The 18,429-nt window shown below is 55.6% G+C and carries 18 protein-coding genes and 1 tRNA gene; 18 read left to right on the top strand and 1 reads right to left on the bottom strand.

The annotated features are described in order from the left end of the window. The first annotated feature begins 195 nt into the window (after nucleotides 1-195). The 11 genes from FX155_RS04785 (at nucleotide 196) to FX155_RS04735 (ending at nucleotide 9,049) form a co-directional block, all read left to right on the top strand. On the top strand, nucleotides 196-2,640 hold the full coding sequence (locus tag FX155_RS04785) for an EAL domain-containing protein (protein ID WP_195839610.1): 2,445 nt from the start codon (nucleotides 196-198) through the stop codon (nucleotides 2,638-2,640). 141 nt (nucleotides 2,641-2,781) lie between these two features. Further along, nucleotides 2,782-3,219, top strand: a complete 438-nt coding sequence (locus FX155_RS04780; RefSeq protein WP_154487911.1) for an Rrf2 family transcriptional regulator — start codon at nucleotides 2,782-2,784, stop codon at nucleotides 3,217-3,219. A 63-nt stretch (nucleotides 3,220-3,282) separates the two neighbouring features. Continuing rightward, nucleotides 3,283-3,357: transfer RNA gene (locus FX155_RS04775), tRNA-Arg, on the top strand. 159 nt (nucleotides 3,358-3,516) lie between these two features. After that, complete coding sequence (locus FX155_RS04770) at nucleotides 3,517-3,939, top strand: acyl-CoA thioesterase (protein ID WP_022487082.1); 423 nt, start codon at nucleotides 3,517-3,519, stop codon at nucleotides 3,937-3,939. Next, the gene (locus tag FX155_RS04765) at nucleotides 3,936-4,475 is read left to right on the top strand and encodes a hypothetical protein (protein ID WP_022487083.1); all 540 of its coding nucleotides are present in this window, start codon (nucleotides 3,936-3,938) and stop codon (nucleotides 4,473-4,475) included. Before FX155_RS04770 ends, FX155_RS04765 begins: the two co-directional genes overlap by 4 nt. Beyond that, nucleotides 4,468-5,112, top strand: a complete 645-nt coding sequence (locus FX155_RS04760) for a coenzyme F420-0:L-glutamate ligase (RefSeq protein ID WP_022487084.1) — start codon at nucleotides 4,468-4,470, stop codon at nucleotides 5,110-5,112. Before FX155_RS04765 ends, FX155_RS04760 begins: the two co-directional genes overlap by 8 nt. Before the next feature lie 369 nt (nucleotides 5,113-5,481). Next, nucleotides 5,482-6,075 carry an RdgB/HAM1 family non-canonical purine NTP pyrophosphatase gene (rdgB, locus tag FX155_RS04755; protein ID WP_154487910.1) on the top strand — a complete coding sequence of 198 codons (594 nt, stop codon included), beginning with the start codon at nucleotides 5,482-5,484 and terminating at the stop codon, nucleotides 6,073-6,075. Beyond that, a complete protein-coding gene (locus tag FX155_RS04750; protein WP_229778433.1) occupies nucleotides 6,054-6,554 on the top strand; it encodes a metallophosphoesterase in 501 nt (166 codons plus the stop codon). The genes rdgB and FX155_RS04750 overlap by 22 nt, the downstream gene beginning before the upstream one ends. Before the next feature lie 17 nt (nucleotides 6,555-6,571). Continuing rightward, nucleotides 6,572-7,822: an NAD(P)-dependent malic enzyme gene (locus tag FX155_RS04745; RefSeq protein ID WP_154487909.1), complete on the top strand. Its 1,251-nt coding sequence runs from the start codon at nucleotides 6,572-6,574 to the stop codon at nucleotides 7,820-7,822. 61 nt (nucleotides 7,823-7,883) lie between these two features. Continuing rightward, nucleotides 7,884-8,705: a MetQ/NlpA family ABC transporter substrate-binding protein gene (locus tag FX155_RS04740; RefSeq protein WP_154487950.1), complete on the top strand. Its 822-nt coding sequence runs from the start codon at nucleotides 7,884-7,886 to the stop codon at nucleotides 8,703-8,705. Nucleotides 8,706-8,779: 74 nt separating this feature from the next. Beyond that, complete coding sequence (locus tag FX155_RS04735) at nucleotides 8,780-9,049, top strand: helix-turn-helix transcriptional regulator (protein WP_022487089.1); 270 nt, start codon at nucleotides 8,780-8,782, stop codon at nucleotides 9,047-9,049. 262 nt (nucleotides 9,050-9,311) lie between these two features. Here FX155_RS04735 and FX155_RS04730 read toward each other — a convergent pair whose 3' ends face one another. Then, nucleotides 9,312-10,172 (bottom strand): LysR family transcriptional regulator, encoded by an 861-nt coding sequence (locus tag FX155_RS04730; RefSeq protein WP_154487908.1) that lies wholly within the window; start codon nucleotides 10,170-10,172, stop codon nucleotides 9,312-9,314. A 165-nt stretch (nucleotides 10,173-10,337) separates the two neighbouring features. Between FX155_RS04730 and FX155_RS04725 the strand changes: the two genes are divergently transcribed. The 7 genes from FX155_RS04725 to dnaK all read left to right on the top strand — a co-directional run bounded on the left by FX155_RS04725 (nucleotide 10,338) and on the right by dnaK (nucleotide 18,419). After that, a complete protein-coding gene (locus FX155_RS04725) occupies nucleotides 10,338-10,496 on the top strand; it encodes a hypothetical protein (protein ID WP_154487907.1) in 159 nt (52 codons plus the stop codon). A gap of 124 nt (nucleotides 10,497-10,620) precedes the next feature. Continuing rightward, nucleotides 10,621-12,033, top strand: coding sequence for an anion permease (locus tag FX155_RS04720; protein WP_326831110.1), 1,413 nt, complete (start codon nucleotides 10,621-10,623; stop codon nucleotides 12,031-12,033). Nucleotides 12,034-12,108: 75 nt separating this feature from the next. After that, entirely contained in the window at nucleotides 12,109-13,569 is a 1,461-nt protein-coding gene (locus FX155_RS04715; RefSeq protein WP_154487906.1) for a nicotinate phosphoribosyltransferase, read from the top strand. Between the two features lie 20 nt (nucleotides 13,570-13,589). Next, entirely contained in the window at nucleotides 13,590-14,723 is a 1,134-nt protein-coding gene (gene hemW, locus FX155_RS04710) for a radical SAM family heme chaperone HemW (protein WP_154487905.1), read from the top strand. Between the two features lie 109 nt (nucleotides 14,724-14,832). Beyond that, complete coding sequence (gene hrcA / locus FX155_RS04705) at nucleotides 14,833-15,873, top strand: heat-inducible transcriptional repressor HrcA (RefSeq protein ID WP_012938084.1); 1,041 nt, start codon at nucleotides 14,833-14,835, stop codon at nucleotides 15,871-15,873. A gap of 10 nt (nucleotides 15,874-15,883) precedes the next feature. After that, nucleotides 15,884-16,501, top strand: a complete 618-nt coding sequence (grpE, locus tag FX155_RS04700) for a nucleotide exchange factor GrpE (RefSeq protein ID WP_154487904.1) — start codon at nucleotides 15,884-15,886, stop codon at nucleotides 16,499-16,501. 52 nt (nucleotides 16,502-16,553) lie between these two features. Next, nucleotides 16,554-18,419, top strand: coding sequence for a molecular chaperone DnaK (gene dnaK / locus FX155_RS04695; protein WP_154487903.1), 1,866 nt, complete (start codon nucleotides 16,554-16,556; stop codon nucleotides 18,417-18,419). Nucleotides 18,420-18,429: the final 10 nt, after the last annotated feature.

Below are 18,429 nucleotides of genomic sequence, written 5' to 3'. Positions count from 1 at the left end.
TCCATAGGGGGTGTTGCACAGAATGTGCAGCGCCCTTTTTTATCGTTCATCAATGGACAATCATATAAAAAACAATTATAATAAAAAAGTATGACTGTTATTTTTGTCAATTTTACATAATAAATTGAAAAATCCGGAAGACAAAAAGTGAAACTTGGACGGGAAGTTGACAGGACCGGAAGAAGGGTGATGCCTATGATACAGGAAGAGAATTTGGATTTGATCCTCCAGCAGATTCCTGACCATCTGCCTGGAGGTGTTTTGATTTACCGGGACAATAAGCGGGAAGAAATTCTCTATGCCAATCCCGAAATGATTTCCATGCTGGGATGTTCCTCTTTTGACGAATTCCTGGAACTGACAGAAGGATCCTTTGCCACCCTGGTCCATCCTGAGGACAGGGAACGTGTGGAACGGGACATCCGGCAGCAGATTGCCGGCAGCCGGAGCAAGTTGGATTTCGTCAATTATCGGGTGTACCGGAAAGACGGTTCCATCCAAAGAGTGGAGGAATTCGGCCATCGGGTATTCATTCCCGGGGTGGGAGCGGTCTTTTATGTGTTTTTCCTGGACAATGACACCAGATACAAAATCTATGATATGGATTCTCTCACCGGACTGCCGGGAAAGAACCGGTTCATGAAGCGGGCTTCCCGGCTCATGGAGCTGGCCAGGCTGGATCCCCGGGCCCAGAAACTGGCTCTGGTGTATGTGAATGTCCACAATTTCAACCGGTACAATATGCGCAACGGAAGCGAAAAAGGCAACCGGTTCCTGGTCCAGATGGCGGATGTGCTTCGGGAAAGCTTCCCCAACAAACTGATTTCCCGGTTCATGGATGATCATTTTGTGGTGCTCACCAGTCTTCCTTCTCTGAAAAAACAGATTCCTGTGATTTCCAGCCGGGTCCGCCGATTCCATGATTCCCACCGGATGGACGTGAAATTCGGCGTTTATCCGGTGGAAGACCGCAGTGTTTCAGTGGAAAGCGCCTGTGGCATGGCCCAGCTGGCCTGCGACAGCATCAAGGAGATCCCGGACCGGCATGTGTGTTTTTACACCAAAGCCATGGGAGAAGAACGAAATCTGCGGAATTATGTGATTGACCATTTCCAGGAGGCTCTGGAAAAACGCTGGATCCAGGTATATTTCCAGCCGGTGGCCCGGACCATTTCCGGGACCATTGCCAGCGTGGAAGCCCTGTCCCGGTGGATGGATCCGGAAAAAGGGATGATATCTCCCGGGGTGTTCATTCCTCTCCTGGAAGAAAGCCGGCAGATCCGGAAACTGGACCTGTACGTACTGGAAGAAATCTGCCGCCTGTACCGGCTCCAGCTGGAAGCGGGGAGAACCGTGATCCCGGCTTCCTTCAACCTGTCCCGGATGGATTTCTTTCAGGGATCCATTTTTGAAGATGTGGAAGAAATCCGGAAGCGGTATCAGGTACCCCGGAATATGCTCTATGTGGAAATCACTGAGAGCGTCTTCGTCCATGAAGGAGACGTGCTCCATCAGGAAATCCAGCGGTTCCGGCAGGCCGGATACGAAGTATGGATGGATGATTTCGGCAGCGGGTATTCTTCTCTGAATACCTTGAAAAATTATCGCTTTGATGAAATCAAAATCGACATGGCCTTTTTGTCCCAGTTTACGGAAAAATCCCAGAACATCATCAAGGCCATTATCCGGATGGCCAAAGAAATCGGCATCCACACCCTGATGGAAGGGGTGGAGACCCGGGAGCACGCGGAATTTGCCCGGTCCATCGGCTGCGAACTGCTCCAGGGATATTATTATGGAAGACCCATGTCTTTTGGAGAATTGAGCCAGGCCTATCAGGAAAACCACTGGCAGGTGGAAACTCCTGAACTCCGCCGGTATTATGGAGCCCTGGGGCCTGTGGATTTCCAGACGGACAAGCCCATGGCCGTGGCGGAAGTGGGCCGGAACCGTTTCCGCTATCTGTTTGCCAATGAGGAATATGGGACCACCATCCAATCCGCCGGTATGGACAGCCTGCGGCAGAGTGCCGTGCTCGTCAATGCCCAGGCGGGGCCCATCAGCAAGAACATCCAGAACTTCCTGACGGATGTGGTCAGCAGCCGTACCGGAAAAGATCTGACCTATACGGTGAACGGGCAGTACATGCAGCTGAAGGCCAACCACCTGGCTTCCCATGATCAGCATCACCTGGTCCTGCTCCATCTTACCAATTTCACCATCCAAAAAGAAAAAGGCCTTGCCGGCGACCTGGACTGGGTCATCCGGAATATGATGTATTTGTATCGGCATGTTTTCCTGGTGGATACGAAAGATGATATGGTCATCCCTCTGGTGATGAATTCACCGTTCCGGAAGTATTTGTTCCAAAAACGGTCCGGTGTCCGGGAACTGGTCCAGGAGTACGTGGAGACCATGATCCATCCTTCAGACCGGGACCGATTCCTGGCCTTCAACGATTCTTACTCTTTGATGGAACGGATCCGGAAAAGCCCGGAAGGGATGATTTCCGGCGGTTTCCGGACCCTTGGCAACGACGGGGAGTACCACTGGGACATCCATTCCATTTTTCCGGCCATCCGGAAGGGGAAGGTGTATCTGTTGTATACGGCGAGACATTTTCCCAAGGCTGACGCATAGTCCCTGGGCACAGGAGGCTAACGCATAACCCAGGCGGGGGATATGCACCTTTTGCTTTGTCTGCAGCGGATTTTGCCTGTGGCATGTACGTCCCCGGCTTGCTATAATAGGGACAGACCCATAGGAAAGGAACGGACCCATATGCAGGTATCGACCAAATTTACCATTGCCATCCATATCCTGGCAGCGGCGTCCTATTTTGGAAAGGATTACAAAATCACCAGCGAGTTCCTGGCCGGCAGCATCGGCTGCAACCCGGTGATCGTCCGGAACCTTATGAAGCAGCTGAAGGAAGCCGGGCTGATCTCTGTCCGCCGGGGGCCCGGGGGTGTGGAGGTGACCCGTCCTCTGGACCAGATCACCTTCTGGGATGTGTATGACGCAGTGGAAACCAGCAAAGACCAGCTGTTCAATTTCCACGACAGTCCCAACCCCCGGTGCCCGGTGGGCCGGAACATCCACAAAGCCCTGGATGGGAAACTCCAGGACATCCAGAAACAGTTCGAACAGGACCTCCGCCGGCACAATCTGGCGGAAGTGGTAGGGGACCTGGCCAGTGCCATTCAAAAAGAATCATAAAAAAATAAAAAAAGCCTTGCATCTTTCCGGACTCTCTGCTATAATAACATTCGTTCGGTAAACACGCCCGTAGCTCAGTGGATAGAGCAACGGCCTCCGGAGCCGTGTGCGGTGGTTCGATTCCACTCGGGCGTACCATTAAAATCTACCTCATAGTTCGCGTCAGCGGGGTATGAGGTTTTTTGTTGCCCGGTTGTTTTTTCAGAAAGCTGGAAAAGACAAAACGTGGTATAATGAGAAAGCTGTCAATCCATGGCTGGTTTGTGAACAGCCGTGAGGGAGAAAAGAGGTTATGCCGTGGTTAGTATTACAGATCGAGTGCGTTTTTCAGAAACGGATCTGATGGCGGTGGTCCATCACACCAATTATCTCCGCTGGTTCGAAATGGGCCGTGTGGCCTGGTTCCGACAGGCGGGCATCGACCTGAACGGACTCCATGAGGCCGGTTTTATGGTCCCCATTGTGGAAGTCCAGTGTAAATACCGGCAGTCAGCCCGGTTTGACGATGTGTATGAGATCCAGACTACTCTCAAAGCCTGCAGCCGGGTAATGATCCAGTTCAGCTACCGGATCCTCCGGAAAGCGGACGGGGTCCTGCTGGCGGAAGGCACCTCCAAGAATGCCTTTGTGAACCTGGAGGGGAAGGTAACAAGGCTGACACCTGATTACTATGAAAAACTGCAGCAGCTGGCTGCACAAGAAAGGGAGATCCAACCATGATCAATGTGATTTTGCTGATTCTGGGGCTGTGCGTACTGGGCCTTCTGGTAATGATCGTATACGCTGCCCTGAAACCCACGGATGACACCCGTGTGGTAATGGAGGAAAAGACGCCGCTGAAGCTGGAAAGCCTGGACCACGACAAGGCCGTCCTGTCCTTTGAAGTGCCTCTGCGGAACAAGAGCGCTGAAAGCGCCGCCATCACTGACTGCTTCGTACGGCCGTACCTGCCCCAGGAACAGTTCCCTGATGCCTGGTGCGAAGGCAATGTGGAAAAAAGCGACCGGCGCCGCAGCGACCATTATTTTGAAGCCCTGGTGCTGAAGGAATGGTCTGAATGGAAACTGATCGTCACCCTGACTCTCCGGGCCCGGAACGGCAAGGACATGCGGGAAATCATCACCCGGATGGTGGATATGGATGGAGCCATTTTCGTGTGCGGCGTGGGCCGGAAAGCCCATTACGTACGGAAATTCTTCTTCACCGTATTTGCCGATGAACTGAAAAAACTGGCAGGGGGTGCCTACAATGGCTGAGAAATACGAAATCATTCCAATTCCTACCCGGATCCTCACTGTCCATGACAACATTGTGGATGCTGTCCGGGAATTCGGCGGGGACAAGATCGGTCCCCGGGACGTGGTCTGTGTGGCCGAAAGTGTGGTGGCCATTACCCAGAACCGGGCCATCCGTCCGGAAACCCTGAAGATTTCCTTTGCGGCCAAGGTGCTGAGCCAGCTGTTCCCGGGCGTCGGGAGCATCGGCAACTGGTCCGCCATGCAGAGCCTGCTCAATGAATCCGGCACCCTGAAGGTGCTGTTCGCTGTGGTGGTGGGCTTCTTCGCCAAATGCCTGGGCAAGAACGGGGTGTTCTACCAGCTGGGCGGGGAACAGGCCCGGCTCATCGACGACATCACCGGCACCATGCCTCCCTATGACAAGCACATTGTCCTGGGGCCCAAGAACCCGGTGCGGGTGTCTGAAAGCATCAAGGAAGGTCTGGGGTGCTTCGGCGCCGCCGTGGCTGATGTCAACGACCTGAAACGGTCCTGCTGCCTGGGCTGCACCAAAGGGGTGGATCCCCGTCTGGTGGAAAAAATCCTGATCAACAATCCCTTCGGCAATGACAGCCAGAAGACGCCGATTTGTGTGATCAAGAACTACATCGATTAAGCAGCATTGCTGCTTAATCGATGTAGTCAGGAGTCGGGAGTCGGAAGTCTGGAGCCCAATGATAAATTTGCGGGCAAATTTTTAAATGTGTAAACCGGAACCGTAGGGGCTGCACGCCGGGCAGCCCGCTGAATCATCGATAGTCCGTGCATAGAGCGGGCCGCCGGGCCTGCGGCCCCTACGGTTTTATACAATCAAAAGAAACTGGCCTTCAAGCCAGGTTCTGTCCTGAGGCTTCCGACTTCAGACTCCCGACTTAAAAAGCTGTTGCGCAGGCAACAGCTTTTTTTATCAAATAGAACTTTTTTCCTCTGGATTTATCCTCCCGCAACAGGTACAATAACAGTTATAGAAAAGGTAGGTGAAACGATGTTGGAAGTTGTAATCGCAACCCATAATCTGGGCAAAGTAGAGGAATTCAAGTCGTTGATGGACGAACTCGGCATCACCTTTACCTGCCTCAGCGATTATGCCCCTGTGCCCGAACCGGAAGAAACCGGACGGACTTTTGCGGCCAATGCCCGGCTGAAAGCCCGGTACTATGCCAAGGCCCTGGGCAAGGTCTGCCTGGCCGATGATTCCGGCCTGGAAGTCCTAAGCCTGAAGGGGGCTCCCGGTGTCCGTTCCGCCCGTTATGCCGGCGAAGACGCCACCGATGAAGAAAACAATGAACTGCTCCTGGCCAATATGAAAATGCAGGTCCGGCGGAACTGCCGGTTCTTCTGCGCCCTGGCCATGGCCAACCCGGAAGGGAAGATCATGGTGGAAAGCGCCGGGATCTGTGACGGGATCCTGCTCCACGAACCTCACGGGACCAACGGCTTCGGCTATGATCCCCTGTTCTGGTCCACGGAGCTCCACAAGCCTCTGGGAGAGGCCACCATGGAAGAAAAGAATGGCATCAGCCATCGGGCCAAGGCCATTCGGAAGCTGGTAAACCAATGGAAAAAAATGAACCGATGAGGATCGGCGTAGTCAGCGATACCCACGGAGACTTCCAGGCCCTGGAACAGGTACTGGACCAGGCCGGGGAAGTGGACCTGTGGCTCCATGCCGGTGACTACAGCCAGGATGCTCCCTATATCGAGAAAATCACCGGCATTCCGGTGTATGCGGTGTGCGGCAACTGCGACAGTTATGAAGACCGGGCCCCGGCGGAACTGGTGACCCGGCAGCTGGGGTTCACCCTGGCCATGACCCATGGCCACCGGTATGTCCGGTACAATGACTGGAGCCGTCTGCTGTACTGGGGAGAAGAAAAGAAGGCGGATGTGGTGATCTTCGGCCATATCCATGTACCGGTGAACCGGGAAGAAGACGGGATCCTGCTGATCAACCCCGGCAGCCCCAGCCGTCCCCGGAACGGAGTGCCCAGTTTCGGCATTCTGACCCTGGAAAAGGGGAAAAAACCGGTATTTGAAGTGCAGGAAGTAAAAGAATAGGGAAAGGAGCCAACCAAATGGCAAATACGGAAGAATTGAACAAAGAGGCATTGGAACTCCATGCAAAAAATCATGGGAAACTGGAGGTTCGCTGCAAGGTGCCTCTGGAAAACGGCCACGATCTGTCCCTGGCCTATACCCCCGGGGTGGCTGAACCCTGCCGGAAAATCAAGGAAAACCCGGATCTGTCCTTTGAATACACATGCCGGGGCAATATGGTGGCCGTAATCAGCGACGGTACCCGGGTCCTGGGCCTGGGGGATATCGGTCCCGAAGCGGCCATGCCCGTTATGGAAGGGAAGGCCGTCCTTTACAAGAAATTCGGGGATGTGGATTCCGTGCCCATTTGCATCGACACCAAAGATCCGGAAGAATTCGTGAACATCGTGGAAAAACTCCAGCCGTCTTTTGGGGGCATCAACCTGGAAGACATCTCTTCCCCCAAATGCTATGCCATCGAAGCGGAACTGATCAAACGGTGCAAGATCCCTGTGTTCCACGATGACCAGCACGGTACCGCCATTATCGCCTGCGCCGCCATACTGGGGGCTCTCCGGTTCGTGAAAAAGGACATCGACAAGGTGAAAGTGGTGGTCAACGGCTGCGGTGCTGCCGGTTCCGCCATCGGCAAACTGCTGGTACGCCTGGGTGTGAAGAACCTGACCATGATCGACGTCCATGGAGCCGTGTATGAAGGCCGTCCGGGAGAAATGGACATGGCCACTGCCTACCTGGCCAGTGTGACCAACAAGGATCACTACAAAGGGGATCTGAAAGGGGCCGTAAAGGGCGCCGATGTTCTGCTGGGAGTGTCCGCACCCCGGCTGTTCACCAAAGAAATCATCCAGAGCATGAATGACAATGGGGTAGTCTTTGCCTTGGCCAACCCGGTGCCTGAAACCACCTACGAAGAAGCCAAGGCTGCCGGCGCTGCCGTAGCCGGTACCGGCCGCAGCGATGCTCCCAACCAGGTGAACAACGTATGTGTGTTCCCGGGAATCTTCCGGGGTGCCCTGGCCGTCCGTGCCTCCGCCATTACGGAAGAAATGAAAGTGGCTGCCGTCAAAGCCATCACTGGGCTGATCGCTGACGATGAACTGCGGGAAGACTATGTGGTTCCCGGTGCCTTCGACCGGCGGATCGTCCCGGCCATTGCTGCCGCCGTGGCCAAGACCGCCATGGAACAGGGCATCGCCCGGGTAAAGCGGGATCCCGAAGACATCCGGAAAGAAGCCGCGGAACGGGTGGAACGGAACTGGAATGCATGATTTTTCCCCGGAACGGAAAAATCGGCTGACAGCTGATAAAGCAAAAAAGGAGGAAAAAATGATGAAAAAACTGGCACTGGTATTGGCCGGGCTGCTGGCCCTGGCCGGCATCGCCGGGGGCTGCGGAAGCTCCACCGGCAGCAAACCCGCAGGGGGAGACAAAAAAGTAGTCCTGAAGGTGGGAGCTTCTCCGGTTCCCCATGCAGAGATCCTGGAACAGGTGAAACCCCTGCTGGCCAAAGAAGGGGTGGACCTGCAGGTGGTGGAATTCACCGATTACGTGAAGCCCAACCTGAGCCTTAGCGACAAGGAAATCGACGCCAACTTCTTCCAGCATCTGCCGTACCTGGAAAAATTCTGCAAAGACCGGAACCTGTCCCTGGTTTCCGTGTGCAAAGTCCACATCGAACCCATGGGCGTGTACTCCAAGAAGATCAAAGACATCAAATCCGTGCCTGACGGCGCCAAAATCGCCATCCCCAACGATCCCACCAACGGGGGCCGTGCCCTGGCCATCCTGGAAAAGGCCGGCCTGCTGAAACTGAAGGACGGGGTAGGGGTCATGGCTACCGCCAATGACATTGTGGACAACCCCAAGAACCTCCAGATCACCGAAGCCGAAGCCGCCATGCTGCCCCGGACCCTGGATGATGTGGATCTGGCGGTGATCAACTCCAACTTCGCCATGGAAGCCAAACTGAATCCCACCAAGGATGCCCTGTTCATCGAAGCCAAGGATTCTCCTTATGCCAACATCGTGGCCGTACGGAAAGGCGACGAAAACCGGCCGGAAATCCAGAAGCTGATGAAAGCCCTGAACAGCCCGGAAGTGAAGAAATTCATCGAAGAAAAATACAAAGGCGCCATTATCCCGGCGTTCTGATGACAAAAGAGGTGTTGCACCAGCAACACCTCTTTTGCTATACTGGAAGAAAAACTTCGGAGGCCTTATCCATCATGTCCAACACCATTGTTTATGAAGACGGCACAGCATTCCATCCCGGTTCCTATCTGGAAGACCTTCTGGATGACTGGCAGATGACCCCGGCCCAGTTCGCCCACAAACTGGGGAAACCCCTGGAAACCGTGGACCAGCTCCTGGCCGGAGAAATCCCGGTGGACCTGGAACTGGCCAGCAAACTGGAAGAAGCCACAGAAATCAGCGCTGCCGCCTGGCTGAATCTCCAGTTCATGTTCGACGAAAAAGTGGAAGCGCACAAGAAGTAAAGGAGGGGCTGTTGCATAAGCAACAGCCCCTTTGGCCGCGAGTCTCGAGTCGTGAGTCGCGGGCCACTGGATAGAACTTGTCCTTCGACCAGGTTCTTCTTATTGTGTATAACCGTAGGGGGCGCAGGCCCGGCGCCCCGCAAAATGCGCAGATCATCGATGATTTGGCGGGCTGCCCGGCGTGCAGCCCCTATGGTACCGATTTACACGTTCAAAAATTTGCCTGCAAATTTTTCATTTGGCTCGCGACCGGGGTGTGAATTTATTCACACTCCCTCACAAACTCTCCGATCCCCGGATGGGTCCGGGTATCCTGGAGCCATACCAGATTGATGCTGGCTGCCGGCACCCCTTCCAGGGGGACGGCGGCCAGTTCTTTTTCTGTCCGGGCGAATTCTTCCGGCAGGAAGCCGGCGGCGGCTCCGGACCGGATGTAGGACAGGATGGTGAATACCTGGCTGGTCTGGTGGAGAACCTGGGGTTCTGTCTGGGCCTGGGCGAACAGCCGGCGGATGTACCGGGTCTGGCCGAAGGTGTCCGGGAACAGTACCAGGGGCACCCCGGCCAGGTCCTGGAAGGAGAGGATTTTCTTCCGGGCCAGGGGATGGGTCCGGGCCACAAACAGTTCCAGCCGGCTTTTTTTGATGACCTTGCAGTGATAGGGGGCCAGGGGCAGATGGTTGGTGACACACAGGATCAGGTCCAGTTCCTGCCGGTCCAGGAGCCCGTACAGCACGCTGGCGGTGTCCTCTACAGTGCGGATCTGATAATGAGGATGCCGGGCCAGGAACTGCTGGTGGAGCTGGGGGAAAATGGTGTTCCCGCACATGGGCACCACCCCGATCCGCAGGATCTGCCGGCCGGTTTTCAGGGAAGTCCCCAGTTTTTCCAGCTCCTCGCTTTCTTTCAGCCAGCGCTGGCAGCCTTCCCACAGCTTCCGGCCCTCCGGGGTGAGCGAAATGGTGCTGTGCTGCCGTTCAAACAGGGCTACGCCGCAGTCCTGTTCCAGTTCCTTGATGGCCTTGGAAACTGCCGGCTGGGAAATATGGAGCTTTTCCGCCGCCCGGGAAAAGGTGCCCCACCGGCACACGGCGGCAAAGGTGGGAATATAGGACAAACGCATGGGAATTCTCCTTATCCATAACTGATGGTTGGGTGAACCAACGAATTGGTATTTCACAAAGTTATCTTAAAAGAGTATAACAGAAGCATCAGGAAAAGGAAAGGGAACGTGGTATAATGGAACTGTCGCTAACGGAATTTTTTGACTTATTTTGGGAGATCCATTATGAACCATACCATAGATTCTGCTGCTTTGTGGGACACCCTCCAGGGAGCTTTGCTCATGCCGGACTTCTGCCGGGCCCTGGGGCTGACCGCCGACCAGATGGAACGGCAGCTCCGGTCCTGGGGGCTCCAGGAGGCCTGTCCGCTTCTTTCCGGGTAGAGAGTTTCCCTCTTTTTAAAACAATTTAAATGATGTACAATAAGAAGCTGTAACCGGCTGTTGCGGAACGGCTTCTTTTTGTCTATCTGGCAACGGCCCCTATCCAAGAAAGAAGGCTGACATTGTGACCCTGTCCAAAAAATGGCAACAACTGATTTTCTGCGGGTTCCTGGGCGCCCTGTCCTTCCTGGTGCCTCCTCCGGGAGACCTGGCCCCGGCCGGCTGGCATGTGTTCGGCGTCTTTGCCGCCACTATTGTGGGGCTGATCCTGAAACCTCTGCCCATGGGCGTCATGGCTCTTTTGGGCATGGTGAGCCTTTGTCTCACCCGGACCCTTACCCTGAAAGAAGCTCTCAGTGGATTCAGCATTCCCACCATCTGGCTGGTGGTGGTGGCCTTCTTCATTTCCCGGGGCATCGTGAAAACCGGGCTGGGGGAACGGATCGCCTATCTGTTTGTGGAACGGTTCGGCAAAAAGCCCCTGTTCCTGGCCTATTCCCTGGTGGCCAGCGACCTGGTGATCGCCCCGGCCATGCCCAGCAACACCGCCCGGGCCGGAGGCATCCTGGCTCCCATTGTCCAGTCCCTGAACGTGACCTTTGGTTCCGACCCCAAAGAGGGGACCCAGAACAAGCTGGGGAACTTCCTGGTGCCGGTGGTGTTCCAGTGCGACGTGGTGATTTCCGCCGTGTTCCTTACCTCCATGGCCGCCAACCCCATGGCCGTCAGCTTTGCCAGCGACCTGTTGGGGGTGAACATGACCTGGGGCGGCTGGCTGGCGGCTTCCTGTGTGCCGGCGGTGCTTTCCCTGGTGCTGTTCCCGCTGGTGATCTATAAAATGAACCCGCCGGAACTGAAGGAGACCCCGGAGGCTCCGGCTCTGGCCCGGCAGAAACTGGACGCCATGGGTCCCCTGAAACGGGAAGAAAAAGCCATGGCCGTGATCTTTCTTCTGCTCATCGGTCTCTGGGCCGGGGGCCGGTACATCGGTCTCAGTGAAACCCTCACCGCACTGTTGGGCCTGTGCCTGCTGCTTTTGACCGATGTGCTCACCTGGGATGACATCAAAAGTGAAAAAGCCGCCTGGGATACTCTGGTCTGGTTCGCCATCCTGGTGATGATGGCCGGATTTTTGAACACTAAAGGGATGATTCCCTGGTTCAGCCGGGAAATGGGCGCCCTGGTGGCCGGGGACAACGGGCTGGTGGCCATGGCCATCCTGGCCGTGGTGTACTTTTATTCCCATTACCTGTTCGCCAGCAGCACCGCTCATGTAAGCGCCATGTATGCCGCCTTCCTCAGCGTCATGGCCAGTGCCGGAGCTCCCCCCACCATGGCTGCCTATGTGCTGGCCTGGTTCAGCAGCCTGTTCGGATGTCTTACCCATTACGGCTCCGGCCCGGCTCCCATCTTTTTTGGCGCCGGATATGTGACCCAGAACCGGTGGTGGCAGATTGGCTTCGTCCTGAGCATGCTGTCCATCCTGATCTGGGGTGGCATCGGCTGTCTGTGGGGGAAGGTCCTGGGAATGTGGTAAAAATTTAATTTTCCGAAAACGGCCAAACTGTGGTACAATGGGTAACAAATACTGTACCTGGAAAGGCGGAGACCCATGAAACAATTTGATGCAAGAAATCTGTCCATGATGTTTGACCTCTATGAAATGACCATGGCCAACGGGTATTTTGAAGACAAGAAACGGGACAAGGACGACTATGTGTCCTTTGATGTATTTTATCGGAACAATCCGGACGGAGGCGGTTTCGCCATTTTTGCCGGTCTGGAACAGGTGCTGGATTACCTGGAGAACATGCATTTTTCCACCGAAGACATTTCCTATCTCCGAAGCCTCCATGTATTCAGCGAACCCTTTCTCCAGTGGCTGGAAACCTACCAGTTCCGGGGAAATGTATATGCCATGCCCGAAGGCAGTGTGATTTATCCTGATGAACCCCTGCTGACGGTGTACGCTCCTCTGGTGGATGCCCAGCTGGTGGAAACCGCTATCCTGTGCGAGATCAACCACCAGTCCCTGATCGCCACCAAGGCCCAGCGGATCGTGAAAGCCGCCCAGGGCCGGGGAGTGTCCGACTTTGGCGCCCGCCGGGCCCACAACATGGACGCCGCCGTATACGGGGCCCGGGCCGCCTATATCGGCGGAGCTGACAGCACGGCCACCGTCCTGGCCGGCCAGATGTTCAACATCCCGGTAAGCGGCACCATGGCCCACAGCTGGGTCATGTACTATGACGACGAATACACCGCTTTCAAGCGGTTCGCGGAAATCTACCCGGACAACGCCATCCTGCTGGTGGATACCTACGATGTACTGGATTCCGGGGTGCCCAACGCCATCCGGGTGGCCAAGGAAGTACTGGAACCCATGGGCAAACGGCTGAAAGGGATCCGGATCGACTCCGGGGACCTGGCCTACCTGTCCAAAAAGGCCCGGAAGATGCTGGACGATGCCGGGCTCACCGATGCCATCATCGTCATGAGCAACTCCCTGGATGAATACACCATCAGCTCCATCCTGGAACAGGGCGGCTGCGTGGATTCCTTCGGGGTGGGGGAACGGCTGATCACCGCCAAGAGCGACCCGGTCTTCGGGGCCGTGTACAAGCTGGTGGCTGTACACAAGGACAAAGCCATCATCCCCAAGATCAAGATCTCCGAAACCTTTGAAAAGATCACCAACCCGGGCCGGAAACGGGCCTGGAGAGTGTATGACAAAACCGGCCATGCCATTGCGGATCTCCTGACCCTCCATGACGAAGATCCCCGGGAAAGAGCCGAATTCTCCTTTGTGGATACCCAGCGGCCCTGGAAGAAGATGAGCTTCAAAGACTGTACCTTCCGGGAACTCCAGGAACTGGTGCTGGAAAAAGGCAAGTGCCTCCACCCGTCCCCGTCCCTGGAAGAAATCCGCCGGTACGTGCGGAAGCAGCTGGACCACGAAATCTGGCCCGAAGAACAGCGTTTCAGCAATCCCCACATGCATTTCCTGGACATGAGCCCCCGGTACTACGCCATGAAGATGGCCTTGCTGGAAGATGTGAAGAAGGGGAAATAAGACGGTCAAAGGAGAACACCATGTCCCATCCCTGGGAATCGTACCAGGCGGTTTATGTGCACATCCCTTTTTGCGTCCATAAATGTGCCTACTGTGATTTTGCTTCGTATCAGATTTACAACGACCATATCATGAACGACTGCGCCCGGCGTCTGGTAGAGGAAATCTCCGCCTGTACGCCGGCTTTGCCGGTTTCGCCCAGGGCTACGGTGTATTTCGGCGGGGGCACCCCCAGTGTGCTGCCTCTGGATGATCTGGCTGCCATTGTTTCCGCCCTGAAGGAACGGGGCTTCTGGCAGCAGCCGGCGGAAGCCACCCTGGAGGCCAATCCGGGGACGGTGGACCTGGAACGGCTCCGGTTTTACCGGTTTTTGGGGTTCGACCGGCTGAGCCTGGGAATCCAGTCCTTCCAGCAGTCTGAACTGGCGTCCATGGGCCGGATCCATACGGCGGAGCAGGCGGAAGAAGCCATTGCCCTGGCCCGGCAGGCCGGGTTCCGGCGGATCAGCGGCGATTTGATCTACGGCTACCCTGGCCAGACAGTGGAATCTGTCCGGGATTCCCTGGAACGGCTGCTGCAAACCGGGGTGGACCATGTGTCCGTCTACGGTCTTACGGTGGAAGAGGGGACCCTTCTGGCCAAACAGATCCGGGAAGGGCAGCTGGCCCTGCCTTCGGAAGAGGAAACCGGCGCCATGTACGACCTGCTCATGGAAGAACTGCCCAAAGCCGGGTACCAAAGGTACGAAATCTCCAATTTTGCCCGGCCCGGTCAGGAATCCCGGCACAACCAGGTGTACTGGCACTACGATCCCTATCTGGCCTTCGGCCCTGCTGCCTGCGGGTTCGACGGAAAGAAACGGGAGACCAATCCCCGGAATCTGATGGCCTATCTCCGGGGAGAAGCCCCGGAACAGGAAGAACTGACTCCCACGGAACGGCGGGAAGAGCTGGTGTTCATGAACCTGCGCACCGCCAAGGGACTGTCCCTGGAAGAATTCCGGCTGCGGACGGGAGAAGATTTCTTCCATATATATAAAGAAGGGTTCGCCCATTGCCAGAACCGGGGCTGGATCACCCGGGAAGGGGACCGAATCCGCCTTACGGAACAGGGGATGCGGTACGGAAATCTGGCCTTTGAAGAATTTTTGTAAAAAGGCAAATATTTTTAGGGAAAGTATTGACAATTTGACTAAAGAGGTGTATCTTTACACTTAGATGTTAGCACTCCAATTATTAGAGTGCTAACAATCCAGAAGAGAGATGATTACAGTGCTGAGTGACCGCAAGAAAAAAATTCTTCAACTGATCATTGAAGACTATATCGAAACGGCGGAGCCTGTAGGATCTCGCAGCATCGCCAGGAAGTACAATCTGGGGATCAGCCCGGCAACCATCCGGAACGAAATGTCCGACCTGGAACTGCTGGGTTATCTGGAGCAGCCCCATACTTCGGCGGGCCGTGTCCCGTCAGCGGCTGCCTATCGGTACTATGTGGATTCCATTGCCAAACCCGATGCCCTGGCGCCCAACGATGTGGCGCTGATCAACAGCTGGTTCCGGGAACGGGTCCACAGCATCGACGATATCTTCCAGTCCACCGCCAAGATCCTGTCACGGATGAGCAAGAACGTGTCCGTGGTGCTGGCCAACAAGGACAGCGAAAGCGTATTTTCCTATCTCCGCTTCCTGCCCCTGAACGAGCACCAGGCCATCCTGTGCATCGTGGCCAACGACGGGCGGATGGACAACAGTGTGATCCAGATCCCGGCGGGCATGAGCCGCCTGGAAATGGACACCCTGGCCCAGAGAGTCACCAACAAGCTCCATGGGATGAAGCTGAACGATATCACAGACCAGATCCTGAAAGACGTCCGGGATGCCCTGGCTGGGGACAAAGCCCTGTATGCTTCTCTGATCCAGGTGGTCAGACAGATGCGGAGCGGCCAGTCGGAGAACAAGATGTACCTGGGCGGCACCAAACAGCTGCTCAGCCAGCCGGAATTCAAGGATCCGGAACGGATCCGGGAGCTGCTGAGCGTGCTGGAGGAAGAGCAGATGCTGAAAGACATGCTGATGGCCGACAAGGACTCCGGTCTCAAGGTGACCATCGGCAGCGAGAACAAATTTTCCGGCATCCAGGACTGCAGCATGATTCAGGCCACCTACCGTCTCAACGGACAGGTGGTGGGGACCCTGGCGGTCCTGGGACCGACCCGTATGGAATACCGGAAGGTGATTTCCGTCATGGATTACCTTCACAACTACCTGCGGGTGGTCATGAATAAAATGGATGAAAAGTAGGGGAGGACCAATGGAAAAGGACCAGCAGAAGAACCCGGAAACCGTGAAGGCAGAGGGTGCGGAAGCGGCCCAGGCCCAGACTGCGGCGGAAGAAACCGCAGAACAGACCAAGGCAGCGGAAGCAGCCCAGGCTGACACCAAAGACGAAAAAGCAGCAGAACCCGATCCCAGGGACGAAAAAATCGCCCAGCAGGAACAGCAGATCGCTGACCTGCAGAACCGGCTCCTGCGGCTCCAGGCAGATTTTGACAACTTCCGGAAACGGAACAACGAAGAACGGGAACGTCTGGGCCGGTATGTAACCGGACAGGTGGCCCGGGAATTTTTGAAGGTGCTGGACAATTTCGAACGGGCGGAAGCCAGTCTGGAAACCAGCAAAGACGGAGCGGCCATCCAAAAAGGCATGGAAATGATCCACAAGCAGTTTGAAAAGGCGCTCCAGACCCTGCACATCGAAGAGATCCCGGCGGAAGGCAAGCCTTTCGATCCTCAGATCCATGAAGCCGTGATGCAGGGCAGCAACCCGGATCTGCCGGATGAAAGCATCGATCTGGTCCTGGAAAAGGGCTACAAGATCGGTGACGACGTCATCCGCCATTCCAAGGTACGGGTTGTCCGCAACGATTGAAAACAACGTTTTGAACGATTGATAATTCCAGAGTGTACAGGAGGAATTCATTATGTCTAAGATTATTGGTATTGACTTAGGGACCACCAACTCCGTAGTCGCTGTGATGGAAGGCGGCGAACCTACGGTTATTACCACCCAGGAAGGCGGCCGGCTGACTCCTTCCGTGGTTGGCTTTACGAAAAACGGGGAAAGACTGGTAGGCCAGCTGGCCAAACGCCAGGCTGTATCCAACCCGGAACGGACCATCAGCTCCATCAAACGGCACATGGGCACCAAATACACGGTGACCATTGACGGCAAGGATTATACGCCGGAACAGATTTCCGCCATGATCCTGGAAAAGATGAAGGGCGATGCAGAACGGTATCTGGGTGAAAAAGTCACCGAAGCCGTCATCACCGTACCGGCTTACTTCAACGACAGCCAGCGTCAGGCCACCAAGGATGCAGGCCGGATCGCCGGGCTGGATGTAAAACGGATCATCAACGAACCCACGGCTGCAGCTCTGGCTTACGGCATCGATAAATCCGACGACCACACCATCCTGGTTTACGACCTGGGCGGCGGCACCTTCGATGTGTCCATCCTGGAACTGGGCGACGGGGTGTTCGAAGTGAAATCCACCAACGGGGATACCCATCTGGGCGGCGATGACTTCGATAAACGGATCATGGACTGGATGTGCGATGAATTCAAGAAACAGAACGGCATCGACCTGACCGGGGACAAGATGGCCATGCAGCGGATCCGTGAAGCTGCTGAAAAAGCCAAGATCGAACTGTCCAACATGCTGACCACCAACATCAACCTGCCGTTCATTTCCGCAGGCCCCAACGGCCCTGTGCATATGGACCTGGATCTGACCCGGGCCAAATTCGATGAAATGACCAGCGACCTGGTTGACCGGACCATCGTGTGCGTTAACAAGGCCCTCAGCGATGCCAACATGACCCCGAAAGACATCAACAAGGTCCTGCTGGTAGGCGGTTCTTCCCGTATCCCTGCGGTGCAGGAAGCCATTAAACGGACCATGGGCCAGGAACCGGCTCACGGGGTGAACCCGGATGAATGTGTGGCCATGGGTGCCGCCATCCAGGCCGGCGTGCTGGCTGGGGATGTGAAAGATGTCCTGCTGCTGGATGTAACGCCTCTGTCCCTGGGTATCGAAACCATGGGCGGTGTGATGACCAAGATCATTGACCGGAACACCACCATTCCTACTTCCAAGAAACAGATCTTCTCCACGGCTACCGACAACCAGCCCTCTGTGGATATCCACGTACTCCAGGGCGAACGGGAAATGGCTGCGGACAACAAAACCCTGGGCCGTTTTGAACTGTCCGGCATTCCGGCAGCTCCCCGGGGAGTGCCTCAGATCGAAGTGGCCTTCGATATCGATGCCAACGGTATCGTAAACGTAAGCGCCAAGGATCTGGGTACCGGCAAGGAACAGAAGATCACCATTACTTCTTCCGGCAGCCTGAGCAAGGAAGAAGTGGACAAGATGGTGAAGGAAGCCCAGGCCAACGAAGCCGCCGACAAGAAGCGGAAGGAAGCCGTAGAAGCCAAGAACCAGGCAGATACCCTGATCTACCAGGCTGAAAAGACCGTGAAGGACATGAACGGCAAAGGCCATGACGACCTGATCAAGAAGGTCCAGGACGCCATCGCCACCCTGAAAGAAACCATGAAAGGCGACGATACCGACAAGATCAAAGCCGATACCGAAGCCCTGCAGAAACCTCTGTATGAACTGAGCGCTGAACTGTACAAGCAGAACCAGGGCGCTGCCCAGGGTGCTGCCGGTGCCAATGCCAACACCAACGCCGGTGCAGGCGCCAACGGAGGGACCGAAAGCAAGAAAGCCGACGACGATGTAGTGGATGCGGAAGTCGTTGACGACGACAAGAAATAAGCTTTCCTAG

The sequence above is a fragment of the Acidaminococcus fermentans genome (assembly GCF_009696675.1).
Taxonomy (GTDB): Bacteria; Bacillota; Negativicutes; order Acidaminococcales; family Acidaminococcaceae; genus Acidaminococcus.
The sequence above is the reverse complement of the archived record's forward strand: the minus strand, read 5'-3'. Positions and strand labels throughout refer to the sequence as shown.